The organism is Rummeliibacillus pycnus, from assembly GCF_050459865.1.
Classification (GTDB): Bacteria; Bacillota; Bacilli; order Bacillales_A; family Planococcaceae; genus Rummeliibacillus; species Rummeliibacillus pycnus_B.
Map to the genome: position 1 here is coordinate 44971 of NZ_JBCMNM010000031.1, position 13186 is coordinate 58156.

Genomic DNA, 13186 nt, shown 5'->3' on the forward strand with positions numbered 1-13186 from the left:
CTTGTATTTCCCTCCTATCAAACTAATTACAAAAAGGTAAGGGAGGGGCCTATTCTAAGGCCGCAGCTCCACCAACAATTTCAGTAATTTCCTGTGTAATAGCCGCTTGACGTGCACGGTTATACAGAATTGTTAAGTCATTAATTAAATCATGAGCGTTGTCTGTAGCGCTCTTCATTGCTGTCATACGTGCAGCATGTTCACTCGCTTTACCATCTAGTAACGCACCATAAACCAAGCTTTCCGCATATTGTGGTAACAATACTTCTAGAATTGCTTCGCCAGATGGCTCAAATTCATAAGAAGCAGTTGTAGCGCTTGTTGGAGTAATATCCGTAATTGGAAGTACTTTTTTCTCCGTTGGTTCGTTAGTAATTGCACTGATAAAGTGACTGTAGTACATATAAAGTTCATCATAAGTACCGTCCGTGAACATACCAACAGCTTTACGAGCAATTTGTTTTATATCTGCAAAAGAAGGTTGGTCAGGAAGACCAATTTCTTCATCAACTACGTTAAAGCCTTGTTTTTTAAAGAAATTACTTACAACACGACCAACTGCAAAAATAACAACGTCATCTTTTGATTGATTGCGGCTTTCCATTCCATCAAGTGCTTTACGAATAACATTTGAGTTGTATGCCCCTGCTAAACCACGATCTGAAGCGATGACTAAGTAAGCAGATTTTTTCACAGGACGAGAGATTAACATTGGATGTGAACCATCTGGTGTACCTGCTGCAATTGCTGCAACAACATCTTGAATTTTATTCATATATGGAACGTATGCTTTAGCATTTGCTTCGGCACGTGCCATTTTCGAAGATGACACGAGCTGCATTGCGTTCGTAATTTTACTTGTACTAGTTGTAGATTTAATACGTTGTTTTACTTCGCGTAATGATGCCACTGGTATTTCACCACCTTACCGTTTTATTTTAATATTCACAGTACTATGCAATCTTACTCAGCTGAAGGAGCAAAAGTTTTTTTGAATGCATTGATTGTTGAAGCCATATCTTCATCAGATGGAAGGCCTTTAGTAGTGCGAATTTGATTTAAAACGCCGGCGCCATTTTCGTCGTTAGCATCTAACCAAGCATATAATTCTAGTTCGAAACGAACGATGTCTTGAGCTGGGATATCATCTAAGAATCCTTTAGTCAATGCATAAAGAATTGTAACTTGTTTTTCAACTTTGATTGGTTTGTTAAGATCTTGTTTTAATACTTCAACAGTACGTTTACCACGTTCAAGTTTTGCTTTAGTAGCAGCATCAAGATCTGAACCGAATGCAGCGAATGCTTCAAGTTCACGGTATGCAGCTAAGTCTAGACGTAGTGTACCGGCAACTTTTTTCATCGCTTTAATTTGAGCTGAACCACCAACACGTGATACTGAAAGACCAGCGTTGATTGCAGGACGAACACCTGAGTTGAATAAATCTGATTGTAAGAAGATTTGTCCATCAGTGATTGAGATTACGTTTGTTGGAATGTAAGCACCGATATCACCTGCTTGAGTTTCAACGAATGGAAGAGCAGTAATTGAACCGCCACCGTAAGATTCGTTCAATTTAGCAGCACGTTCTAATAAACGACTGTGTAGGTAGAATACATCACCAGGGTAAGCTTCACGACCTGGAGGACGACGTAATAATAATGAAAGTTCACGATAAGCAGCTGCTTGTTTAGAAAGATCATCATATACGATTAATACGTCTTTACCTTGAAGCATTAATTCTTCACCCATTGATACACCAGCGTAAGGAGCTAAGTATAGTAATGGAGCTGGAGAAGATGCTGACGCAGTAATAACGATTGTATATTCTAGAGCACCGTTTTTACGTAAAGTTTCAACTACACTACGTACAGTTGATTCTTTTTGACCTATTGCAACATAGATACATGTTACATTTTGGTCACCTTGGTTTAAGATTGTATCGATTGCAACAGATGTTTTACCTGTTTGACGGTCACCAATGATTAATTCACGTTGACCACGACCGATTGGAACTAAAGCATCGATTGCTTTAATACCTGTTTGTAGTGGTTCATCAACTGATTTACGAGCCATTACACCGAAAGCAGGACTTTCGATAGGACGAGTTTTAGTAGTATTGATTGGACCTAGTCCATCAACAGGTAAACCTAGTGAGTTTACAACACGACCAATTAGTTCTTCACCAACTGGTACTTCCATAATACGACCTGTACGACGAACTTCATCGCCTTCTTTGATGCCTTTAGCTGGGCCTAGGATAACGATACCGACGTTATTTTCTTCTAGGTTTTGTGCCATACCAAGAACACCAGTAGAGAATTCTAATAATTCTCCAGCCATGACGTTGTTCAGGCCGTGAGCACGAGCGATACCGTCACCAACAGTGATGATTGTACCGACTTCGCTAACTTGCATTTCAGATTGGTAATTTTCCATCTGTTTTTTAATAAGTCCACTGATTTCTTCAGCTTTGATGCCCACGTTTGTCACCTCTCAAATGATTATTGGATTAACCGATTAATTCACGTTTTAAGCCAGCAAGTTTTGTTGCGACAGAGTTATCGTAAATTTGGTTTCCGATTTGAACTCGAATACCACCAAGTAGTGATGCATCGATTTCGTTAGTAATATGAAGCGCACTTTTCCCTACTTTTTGAGCAAATGCAGTAGAAATGCGTTGTTTTTCTTCTTCAGCAAGTGCACGAGTTGAGGATACAACTGCATCTGCAACACCTTGAGCATCGTTAGCTTGAGCTACGAACGCATCAATTACACTTACCACTTCGTGAATACGTTTTTTATCAACTAAAAGTTTTAAAGCATTCACGATGATTGGTTGTACGGAAGCAAATAACTCAGAAAGCATTTCTTTCTTTTTGTCAGTATCGATTTTTGGAGAATCAAGTAATTGGAATAAATCACTATTTTCTTCAAAAGCGATTTTTACTTCACGTAAATCTTCTGTTACTTCTTTTAGAAGATTATGTTCTTGTGCTAATTGAAACAATGCTTTAGCATAGCGATTCGCTGCAGTCGATTGACTCATCGAGCTTCGCCTGCCTTCGCAATCGTTTCTTCAATTAAAGTACGATTATCTTCTTCTGATACTTCTTTGTTAAGCACTTTAGAAGCTGCAAGGACAGATAGTGAAACCACTTCTTCGCGAACAGCGGCAATTGCTTTTTCTTTTTCAGTCTCGATATCACGTTTAGCAGATTCTTGTAAACGCACAGCTTCGTTACGTGCTGCTGTAACAATCTCTTCTTTTTGAAGATCAGCTTGTTTCTTAGCGTTTTCAACAATCGCTTGCGCTTCAACACGAGCTTCTTTAAGAAGGCTACGTTGTTCTTCTAATAATTGTTTAGTTTCTTGACGGCCTTTTTCAGCTGCGTCTAAGTCACCAGCAACTTGTTCTTCACGTTGTTGCATAATTCCCATCAATGGACCCCATGCGAACTTTTTCATAAGAAGCATTAGGACGATGAAAACTATTAAAGTAGCAAGGATATCTCCCCAGTTTACTCCAGCGTGAGCTGCTTCACCTAGTGTTAGATAGTCTAAAAACACGATTGTTTCACTCCCTTCAAGAGCTTAGAGTTCAAATCATTTATGATTGGAATCTTAGTAAGATATAAATTCTAAAGGAATTTTGCCCCTAAATTTTAAAGGCATAAAGGAATGGCGAAGGATTCCTTAGATGAAATTTTCTTCGCCATTTTCATAAAACAATTAAAGACGATTATTTGTTCATTACGATAAACGCGATAACTACTGCGATGATTGGAAGGGCTTCGACTAATGCTACCCCGATGAACATAGTTGTTTGAAGAACGCCACGAGCTTCTGGTTGACGAGCGATACCTTCTACTGTTTTTGAAACGATTAAACCGTTACCAATACCTGCACCAAGTGCACCTAAACCAACTGCGATTGCTGCTGCTAATAAACCCATTGTAAATTTTCCTCCTTGGAAATGTTCTATTTTTTTTTGGTTGTCAGCTGTCTAGCTTACTGCTAAACAAATTTATACTTAATGGTCTTCGCTCACTTTGTGAGACATATAAACCATTGTTAACATAACGAAAATAAACGCTTGGATCGAACCGATAAATACGGAGAATCCTTGCCATACTAATGTTGGAATTGCTGCTGCTATGAAGCCCATTCCGGACCAGTTAGTACTTAGAGTTGCAAGTAAACCTAATAGAATTTCACCTGCAAAAATGTTACCGTAAAGTCGTAGACCTAATGTCAATGTATTTGCAAACTCTTCGATGATTTTTAGTGGGAATAAGAAAAACATTGGCTTAGTAAACGTACCAATATAATGGTTCATACCACGTAGTTTTACACCATAATAGTTTGATAATACTAGAATCATCACGGCAAGAGTCATTGTGATTGTTGGATCTGCTGTTGGTGATTTCCACCATAGTTCTCCATTTACTTGAACTGAGAACGGAAGACCAAGCATGTTTGCTACAAATATGAACATAATCAGTGTAATCCCTAAAACATGGAATCTACCACCAGTTTTCCAGTCCATATTGTTGTTGATAATGTTCTTTACGAAGTCCATTATCCACTCCATAAAGTTTTGCATACCTGTTGGTTTTAACTTCAGATTTCTAGTTGAAATGAAAGCAATTAAGAAAACAATTACAGCTGTAACCAATAATACTAAAATATTTGCTGGGTTAAATCCTAATCCCCATAACTCAAAATACGGATTTTCATGTTGCACTTTGCATTCACCTCACTTTCAAATGTGCTTATTGGTTTTTTACATGAAATACGATCCTGTCTACTAAAAGCAGAACGTACGGAATCATTAGCCCAATGACCACACTCACTAAGTGAAAATACTTTGGCCAAGTAATTGCTACTGCTACAGCAGCAACACCGGATGCAAAGCGTAAGCCCGATCCCATAGATGGTGCTTTTTTCCCTTCACTTAATGCTTGATCAAAACGTTCCATTCTTCGGACGAGAATCCAAAAGTTATACTGACCAAAAAGCACACCTACTGCGAGACCAGCAAATACAGTTTTAAATGATGTAAATCCCCAGCCTAACGCAAAAAATGCGAGCAAAAAAAATAGGACTTTCTTCTGCTTTGCAAAAATTTGATGCAATTCTAGCATTGGTCTTTAATCTCCTGAATCTTATTTTCGAATGATGGAAGTAATAGCTGACCACCGAATGGATGTCGGATAAGTAGTATAAAACTACATAGGGGTGGAAGCCGTTTAAACTCACATTTGAGTAGAATCGGATCCAAATGGTGAGAGATAAGCTTTAATGATAAACCACCGCCTCATAAGGACATCTAATAGACGTACAAAAACCGCTGAAATTTTACAGAAAATGATATTCACTGCAAAATTAGTAGAAACTTGGTATCTAAAGAGTTTCCATTATGATTTTGAGCCATGAAACCCTTATCATTCTTACCCTTTGTAAGCATACAATAGTGAATATTTCATGTCAATTGGTTAGAGTGAAAAACTTCACAAGTGGGCATACTTTGTCAAATAGTAGACAAATTTTGAACAAAAATGTCACAATTTAATTTGATATAAAAAAAACTACTCTACATTTTCTAATAATAGAATTTGTAAAGTAGTTTTTGTAGTTTAATAAAATTTATTTTGTTGATAGAAATGCAAGTAATGATTCTACTATTCTTTTAGAAGCATGGCCATCACCATAAGGATTGGAAGCATGCGCCATTTTCAAATATGCATTTTCATCTATTAGTAATTCTTTTGCCAGGTTATAAATTGTTTCCTCATTAGTACCTGCTAATTTCAATGTACCAGCCTTTATGCCTTCTGGTCTTTCAGTAGTGTCTCTTAATACAAGCACTGGTTTTCCAAGTGAAGGGGCTTCCTCTTGCACTCCTCCCGAATCTGTCAAAATCATAAAGGATCTTGAAGCAAAATTATGGAAGTCAAACACTTCAAGAGGTTCGATTAAATGCACTTTGGGTTCATCTCCAAGTATTTCATCTGCAATTTCGCGTACTACAGGATTTAAATGTACTGGATAGACCACTTGAATATCATCGAATTCTGTTAATAGACGTTTAATGGCTTTGAACATATGATGCATCGGTTCACCTAAGTTTTCACGTCGATGTGCTGTTAATAGAATCATTCGATCCCGACCAATTTGTTTTAATACCGGATGTTCATACTGGTCTCTAACAGTTGTTTGTAATGCATCAATCGCTGTATTACCTGTGACGATAATACTCTTCTCCACCTTGTTTTCAAGAAGTAGATTTTGTTTAGCTTGTTCAGTTGGTGCAAAATGAATATCTGCCATAATTCCTGTGAGCTGACGGTTCATTTCTTCTGGATAAGGCGAATACTTATTACCAGTTCGTAATCCTGCTTCTACATGCCCAATGGCAATTTGGTTGTAAAATGCAGCTAAGCTTGCAACAAAAGTCGTCGTCGTATCACCATGAACAAGTACTATGTCAGGATTTACTTCTTTTATTACGGAATCTAAGCCTTCAAGCCCTTTTGTTGTCACATCAATTAAAGTTTGACGACTCTTCATAATGTTTAGATCATAATCAGGTGTGATTTGGAATGTTTCAAGTACTTGATCTAGCATTTGTCTATGTTGAGCTGTTACTGTAACAATTGTTTCAATTTTCTCTGGATGCTTTTTAAGTTCTAATACAAGCGGGGCCATTTTAATAGCTTCTGGTCTTGTCCCGAAAACTGTCATTACTTTCCACTTTTTAGACAACTTCTATGCACCACCTTCAATTGAATTATTTAGTTCCGAATAAACGGTCACCAGCATCTCCAAGACCTGGAACAATGTAACCATGGTCATTTAGTTTTTCATCTAAAGATGCAATATAAACATCGATATCAGGATGTTGTTCTTGAATAGCTTGTACGCCTTCTGGAGCAGCAATTAAGCACATGAATTTAATATTCTTAGCACCACGTTTTTTTAGTGAATTAATCGCTTCAATTGCGGATCCACCAGTTGCTAACATTGGGTCAACAATGATAAAGTCACGCTCTTCTAAATCTGCTGGGAATTTTGCATAATATTCTACTGGTTTTAATGTTTCTGGGTCACGATATAGGCCGATATGAGCCACTTTTGCAGCTGGGATTAAGTTTAAAACTCCATCTACCATACCTAAACCAGCACGAAGAATTGGTACAATTGCAATCTTCTTACCAGATAAGACTTTTGTTTTTGTTTTTGTGACAGGTGTTTCAATTTCAATTTCTTCAGTTGGTAAATCACGAGTGATTTCAAATGCCATAAGTGTAGCTACTTCGTCTACTAGTTCGCGGAATTCTTTTGTACCTGTGTTTTTATCACGAATATATGTTAGTTTGTGTTGGATTAATGGATGGTCGAATACGTATACTTTACCCAAGGTAATCTCTCCCTACTTAATGTTTATCTTGCTTATTATAACAGAAATAAATCAGACTTATGTAATTTCCTTTTGCTTTTTTTTATTTATCCTAATTCTCTTAATAATATAGTTGCTTGCTCCATTGTTAAATGGTTATAGTTTTCAAATTATCTATATGATTAATTAAGCTTTTATTTATTAATCACTCTGTAATTTCTATTTAAATGTGTTTTTGTTCAATTTGATATTCGTGTGCTTATAAACAATATGAAACTAATATAAAAAAGCTACCTTTGCATTTATGCAAAGGTAGCAAGTCATTCGTGATTATTTTGAATAAATTGGATGATTATCAGTTAAAACTTTCACGCGTTTTATTGCTTCTTGTTTTACTGCTTCATCTTCTGGATTTTTTAATACAGAAGCAATGATGGAAGCAACTTCCTTCATATCTTCTTCTTTGAAGCCACGAGATGTAATAGCTGGTGTACCTACGCGAACACCAGAAGTAACAAATGGACTTTCTGGATCAAATGGAATTGTATTTTTGTTCGCTGTAATGTTCACATCATCTAAAAGTTTTTCTGCAACTTTACCTGTTAGGCCTAGAGAACGTACATCTAAAAGTAATAAGTGGTTATCTGTACCGCCTGATACAAGTTTAATACCTTCTGCTTGTAATGCTTCACCAAATACTTTTGCATTTTTAACAACTTGCCCGATGTATTCTTTGTATTCAGGTTGTTGTGCTTCACCGAAAGCAACAGCTTTACCTGCGATGACATGCATCAACGGACCACCTTGAATACCAGGGAAGATAGATTTGTCGATTTTCTTGCCCCATTCTTCTTTACAAAGAATTAAACCACCACGTGGACCACGTAATGTTTTGTGAGTAGTTGATGTCACAAAATCTGCATATGGTACAGGATTTGGATGTTCACCTACAGCTACAAGACCAGCAATATGCGCCATATCCACCATGAAATAAGCGCCTACTTCATCAGCGATTTCGCGGAATTTAGCAAAATCAATTTTACGAGGATAAGCAGATGCACCAGCAACGATTAGTTTTGGTTTATGTTTAAGTGCTTTTTGACGAACATCTTCGTAATCGATTACGTTTGTATCTTCCGTTACACCGTATTCTACAAAGTTGTATTGTACACCTGAGAAGTTGACTGGGCTACCATGTGTTAAGTGACCACCATGAGAAAGGTTCATACCTAAAACAGTATCGCCTGGTTCTAAAATTGTGAAGTACACAGCCATATTTGCTTGTGCACCAGAGTGTGGTTGAACGTTTGCATATTCAGCACCAAAGATTTCTTTTAGACGATCACGTGCAATATTTTCCACAACGTCTACATGCTCGCAACCACCATAGTAACGTTTGCCAGGATAGCCTTCAGCATATTTGTTCGTTAATACCGATCCTTGAGCTTCCATTACCGCTTCAGAAACGATATTTTCGGATGCGATTAACTCAATATTTGATTGTTGACGAGCAAATTCTTTTTCCATCGCTTCAAATACTGCTTTGTCTTGTGACGCAATGATTGACTTTTCTTGTGCTGCAAGATTTTCCATTACACCTATTCCCCCTATTTTTACTCTTTGTTGTATACTGCTCTCTCGCCACCTATTAATTTAGGACGAGTTTTTGCAACTGTCACGACTGCATCTCCAATATGTGAGATTGAAGTACGGACAGGAACTGCCACTTTCTTCAAATGCATACCAATCAATGTTTGACCTATATCAATGCCTGCATGCGCTGTAATTTCTTCAACCAATACTGGTTCTTCGAATTGACTAAACGCAAAAGTAGACATCGAGCCACCGGCAGTGCGAACAGGAACGACTGAGACAGGCTCAAGTCGATATTGTTCAGCTACAGCTCTTTCTATTGTTAAGGCGCGATTTAAATGTTCGCAACCTTGAAACGCTAAATAAATTTCATGTTTATCAGCAAATGCTTTTAAAGGCTTATACAATGCTTCTGCAATTTCTAAGCCGCCTGCTGTGCCAATTTTTTCGCCTTTTACTTCTGAAGTTGAGCAACCTACGACAAAGATTTGGCCATTACGAAAGGTAACTTGTTGTTCAAATTCTGATAGCAGCGTTTGTAGCTGTTCTTCAATTTGTTGTAAGTTCATCGTTTAAGACCTCGAATCTGATTATTATTCTTGTTCTTCTAAAGCTGTGATTTTGCTGATACGACGTTCATGACGTCCACCTTCAAAATCTGTTGATAGCCAAGTTTGAACGATTTCTCGTGCTAATCCTGGGCCAATTACTCTTTCACCCATTGCTAACACATTCGAATCATTATGACAACGTGTTGCTTTTGCACTAAATACATCATGTACTAAAGCACAACGGATGCCATTTACTTTGTTTGCAGCAATAGACATACCAATACCCGTACCGCAAATTAAAATGCCACGGTCAAATTCGCCGTTAGCAACTCCATTTGCAACTGGTAGTGCATAATCTGGGTAATCTACTGAATCAGATGATTTTGGACCGAAGTCTTCATAACTAATACCTAGTTCTTCCAACAAAGCTATGATTTCTTTTCGTAAGTTGTTACCACCATGATCTGATGAAATTGCAATTTTCAATGGGTTCCCTCTTTTCAATTGTTCTATTCATCATCAGTGTACCACTTCTATATGTATAATGACATATTTTTCACTTAATTGCGATAGTAAGTTTAATAAAATACGAATATTTTTCTTATTTTTAGTGATTTTCGGTTTTAATATAGCTTATTCACGAATATATATATGTATTTTCGGTTTTGTATTCGTATTTTAGCGATTTTGTTTAGTTAGTTGATTGATTTCAATGATTACGGAGTTGATTACATTTTGGCAGGGATTTGTTGGTGTCTCTGGGAGCAGATTATTTTCAGACTAACCTTCTATCCACGAAATAAGTTTCCTAACCCCCAAATAATCGAATTGTATACACTTCCTGAACTTTTTACGTCATGTACTGAAGTTATTTCAAGGATTCTCTTAAATTTGTGGATAGTTTGTGGATATTATTTTGCTTCTCTTAGTGAGCAATCAAAAGAAAGGGGTATCTTAAAAGTGTAAAACCACTTTTAAAATACCCCAACGTTCATATTAAGTTATTAGTATTACCTCTTGCTCCTGTATCGCTTCGCTAGCTTCGTCGCAGGAAAAACCTTTGCTCCTGCATCGCTTCGCTAGCTTCGTCGCAGGAAAAACCTTTGCTCCTGTATCGCTTCGCTAGCTTCGTCGCAGGAAAAACCTTTGCTCCTGCATCGCTTTACAAAAAAGATTTCTAGCCATAAACACTCACCAGTTTTTACTTTTCAAATTGCTGGATCATTTGGAATAAATCTTCAGATTGTTTCTTTAATATTTGTGAAAGTTGGTCAATTTGCTCAATTGATCTGACTTGTTCGTCGGTTGCGCTTTGAACTTCTAGTGCGCCTGCAGAAGTTTGTTCTGCTATTGCAGCTACTTCTTGAGATTGATGAGCTGTTTTTTCGATGTTATGCAATTGCTTACCTACAAATTCAGAAATTTCAACGATTGAGTCTGCCATGCCACTAACCATAGTAGCCATACCATCTACTGCTGACGTTGTTTCGGAAATTCGAGCTACTTCTCCTTCTGCAAAACCAACTTGCTCTGTCATTTTGCCAACCACTGTTTGAACATCTAATTGAATGGTTTGAATCAATTGTGTAATACCTTTTACAGCCTCGGCACTTTCGTCTGCTAGTTTGCGGACCTCTTCAGCTACCACAGCAAAACCCTTTCCGTGTTCCCCAGCTCTAGCTGCCTCTATAGAAGCATTTAGCGCTAGTAAGTTAGTTTGTTCTGCAATATCTCCGACTAGCTGAATAATTTGTTCTACTTTTAATGCATTTTTTTCAAGCTGATGTATATCTTTCAGAGCTAATTGATTGCCTGATGCAATTTTTTCAATCCCTTCAACAAGTTGATTAATTGCATTTGTAGTGTGTTTTAACTCTGACATCATTATTTCTGATTGGTTAGATGATGTGATTGCACGTTGATTTACTTCTTCTGCTAATAATCGAACATCTTCTAGTGCTTCTGCCGTTTCTTGAATGGCAATTGCTGAACTTGAAGCGCCCTCAGAAATATTCGATATTGTTTCAGCGATTGATTCTGTTTGTTTCGATGCTTGTCCTGTTTCTTCGGATAGATTTAGAACGGTATTGTTCGTTGTTTGGAAATTTTGATTAATGCTAGAAACCATTTGGCGTAGACTTACTAACATTGTTTGGAAAGCTTCTGATAGTGAACGAATTTCATCTGAGCTATTCGGCATTTCTATATCTTTGCCAATTTTCCCTTCAGCAGCTTCTTTTGCAACATTTTCAAGCTTTTGTAATGGCTTTACCAATAAAGAACTAAAAATACCAGCTAATATACCGGACCATATAATCCCTAAAACATATGTAATTATTTCGAACACTGTTTTTTTCACATTCGGAAAAAATTGAGGTTGCAAATACTCGATAAAGAAGAAACTTACGCTATATGTAATCATCGCTAAAATTGTTACAAATAGAACGAGTTTCTTTTTTAAACCAAAAGAATGTCGCACACTTTTTTTTGCCATGGTTATTCCTCCAATATTTTCTTTTCAAGTGCATCCATTAATTTACTAAGTTCTTGGAAAGTGGCCCGATATGTTGACGTATCTCCTCCAAAAGGATCAAATACATCCAAATTATCATTTTCAGATACATATTCTTTAAATGTAAATGTTTTATCTGCTACTTGAGGAAATACTTGTAAAAGTGCTTCTTTGTGTCCATTTGTCATTGTTAATATTAAATTGGCCCATTGTAGATCTTCCAATCTAACATTTTGGGCGGTATGATCATAATCAATTTGCTGTTCTTTTAGGACAGACTGTGTATTATGTGACATAGGACTTCCAGGCATAGCGTATATCCCTGCAGATTTCACTTCAACTCTTTGTAAATTTCTCGATTTTAAAATGGCCGCTGCCATTGGACTTCTACAAGTATTTCCTGTACATACAAAATAAATATTCATTATGCACTCTCCCTCTCATTATATATTAAATGCAGTTATAATGTTCTATTTTTTTATAAATCAAATGAAAAAATACCCATCAAAAGTAATGCAATTCCAGCGAATATTTGTAAGTATGCTCCTATCTTTGCTGGGATATTTTTATTTAAAACTAATGCGATATATGAAAATAGAAAAGCAAATACACCCATGCTACAAATTAGTAATGTTTCTTTTAATTGAAGCATACCAAAAGATACACTTACTGAAAAGGTATCTAAACTTGTGGTAATGGCTAATAATATTACGGGAACTTGTGCAGGTTTACTACCTTTCGCTGCTAATAAAAGTTGTACGCCAATCATACTTAATAATAAACCTGAAACATTTTGAGCAAGATTTGTTATATATGTAATTAACCATTCACCGACGTGGAAGCCAATGAAGGGAAAAATCATATGAAGAGCACCTGTCCATAAAGAAAGCCAAAAGCGATATTTTATTTGCGGTAATAATAAATATATCGTCAATACGTCCATAGCTGTAATAATAGCCGCAAGAATTTCTGGCACATTTTTCCTCCATCCTTTAGAAATCTCTCTTATCCTATGTATCAAAGTTCACTAGTTATACCGTAAAAATAACGCAAATAATTTTATTATATTAATATAATACTTTTATGCGTTTTGTTTTCCAACACAGGTATTAATCATTTTATATCCCT

15 protein-coding genes are annotated in these 13186 nt (G+C 36.7%); all 15 read right to left on the bottom strand.

The window, feature by feature from the left end; genetic code table 11:
• Positions 1–49 precede the first annotated feature (49 nt).
• Positions 50–910 (bottom strand): ATP synthase F1 subunit gamma, encoded by an 861-nt coding sequence (gene atpG / locus ABE048_RS08340; protein WP_430310531.1) that lies wholly within the window; start codon positions 908–910, stop codon positions 50–52.
• 53 nt (positions 911–963) lie between these two features.
• A complete protein-coding gene (atpA, locus tag ABE048_RS08345) occupies positions 964–2484 on the bottom strand; it encodes a F0F1 ATP synthase subunit alpha (protein WP_430310532.1) in 1521 nt (506 codons plus the stop codon).
• Between the two features lie 28 nt (positions 2485–2512).
• A complete protein-coding gene (locus ABE048_RS08350) occupies positions 2513–3049 on the bottom strand; it encodes a F0F1 ATP synthase subunit delta (RefSeq protein WP_430310533.1) in 537 nt (178 codons plus the stop codon).
• Entirely contained in the window at positions 3046–3570 is a 525-nt protein-coding gene (gene atpF, locus ABE048_RS08355) for a F0F1 ATP synthase subunit B (protein WP_430310534.1), read from the bottom strand. The genes ABE048_RS08350 and atpF overlap by 4 nt, the downstream gene beginning before the upstream one ends.
• A 172-nt stretch (positions 3571–3742) precedes the next feature.
• Complete coding sequence (gene atpE / locus ABE048_RS08360) at positions 3743–3955, bottom strand: F0F1 ATP synthase subunit C (RefSeq protein WP_430310535.1); 213 nt, start codon at positions 3953–3955, stop codon at positions 3743–3745.
• A gap of 78 nt (positions 3956–4033) precedes the next feature.
• The gene (atpB, locus tag ABE048_RS08365) at positions 4034–4747 is read right to left on the bottom strand and encodes a F0F1 ATP synthase subunit A (protein WP_430310536.1); all 714 of its coding nucleotides are present in this window, start codon (positions 4745–4747) and stop codon (positions 4034–4036) included.
• Between the two features lie 28 nt (positions 4748–4775).
• The gene (locus tag ABE048_RS08370; protein WP_430310537.1) at positions 4776–5147 is read right to left on the bottom strand and encodes an ATP synthase subunit I; all 372 of its coding nucleotides are present in this window, start codon (positions 5145–5147) and stop codon (positions 4776–4778) included.
• 502 nt (positions 5148–5649) lie between these two features.
• A complete protein-coding gene (gene wecB / locus ABE048_RS08375; RefSeq protein ID WP_430310539.1) occupies positions 5650–6768 on the bottom strand; it encodes a non-hydrolyzing UDP-N-acetylglucosamine 2-epimerase in 1119 nt (372 codons plus the stop codon).
• Between the two features lie 25 nt (positions 6769–6793).
• On the bottom strand, positions 6794–7423 hold the full coding sequence (upp, locus tag ABE048_RS08380) for a uracil phosphoribosyltransferase (protein WP_430310540.1): 630 nt from the start codon (positions 7421–7423) through the stop codon (positions 6794–6796).
• Between the two features lie 309 nt (positions 7424–7732).
• Positions 7733–8995, bottom strand: a complete 1263-nt coding sequence (gene glyA, locus ABE048_RS08385) for a serine hydroxymethyltransferase (protein WP_430310541.1) — start codon at positions 8993–8995, stop codon at positions 7733–7735.
• A 20-nt stretch (positions 8996–9015) separates the two neighbouring features.
• Complete coding sequence (locus tag ABE048_RS08390; RefSeq protein ID WP_430310543.1) at positions 9016–9564, bottom strand: TIGR01440 family protein; 549 nt, start codon at positions 9562–9564, stop codon at positions 9016–9018.
• 24 nt (positions 9565–9588) lie between these two features.
• On the bottom strand, positions 9589–10032 hold the full coding sequence (gene rpiB / locus ABE048_RS08395) for a ribose 5-phosphate isomerase B (RefSeq protein ID WP_430310545.1): 444 nt from the start codon (positions 10030–10032) through the stop codon (positions 9589–9591).
• A 715-nt stretch (positions 10033–10747) separates the two neighbouring features.
• The gene (locus ABE048_RS08400; RefSeq protein ID WP_430310547.1) at positions 10748–12040 is read right to left on the bottom strand and encodes a methyl-accepting chemotaxis protein; all 1293 of its coding nucleotides are present in this window, start codon (positions 12038–12040) and stop codon (positions 10748–10750) included.
• Between the two features lie 2 nt (positions 12041–12042).
• The gene (locus tag ABE048_RS08405) at positions 12043–12483 is read right to left on the bottom strand and encodes a low molecular weight protein arginine phosphatase (protein WP_430310548.1); all 441 of its coding nucleotides are present in this window, start codon (positions 12481–12483) and stop codon (positions 12043–12045) included.
• A 53-nt stretch (positions 12484–12536) separates the two neighbouring features.
• On the bottom strand, positions 12537–13034 hold the full coding sequence (locus tag ABE048_RS08410; protein ID WP_430310549.1) for a manganese efflux pump MntP family protein: 498 nt from the start codon (positions 13032–13034) through the stop codon (positions 12537–12539).
• Positions 13035–13186: the final 152 nt, after the last annotated feature.